Raw genomic sequence first — 452 nt, forward strand, 5'->3', positions numbered from 1 at the left:
CACCTACATCACGCCGTTCCTGACTGGCGTGACCGGGTTTTCGTCGCAGGGCGTCACCGGGGTGCTGTTCGCCGCGGGCATCGGCCTCACGGTGGGCAACCTCGCGGGCGGCCACTTCGCTGACCGGGGCCTGATGGCGACGATCATCGGCGGGTTCATCGGCATCGTCGCGGTGCTGCTCGTCCTGGCGGCGGTCGCCCACCACGCCATCCCGACCGTCGCCGTGCTGGTCCTGTGGTCGGGCCTCGCCTTCGCGCTGGTCTCGCCGCTGCAGATCTGGGTCGTCGAGGCCGCCAGCGACGCGCCGAACCTCGCCTCGACGCTCAACCAGGGCGCGTTCAACCTCGGCAACGCCACCGGGGCCTGGATCGGCGGCACCGCCCTGACGCTGGGGGCCGGCTACGGCCAGCTGCCGCTGCTCGCCGCCGCCGTCTCGATCCTCGGACTCAGCC

At 72.3% G+C, this 452-nt stretch carries 1 protein-coding gene; it reads left to right on the forward strand.

Annotated elements, in window-relative coordinates:
- The coding region (locus JZ791_RS44270; RefSeq protein ID WP_498049424.1) for an MFS transporter at positions 1-452 on the forward strand (452 nt) is incomplete at both ends.

The organism is Nocardia alni, assembly GCF_019038435.1.
Taxonomy (GTDB): domain Bacteria; phylum Actinomycetota; class Actinomycetes; order Mycobacteriales; family Mycobacteriaceae; genus Nocardia; species Nocardia alni.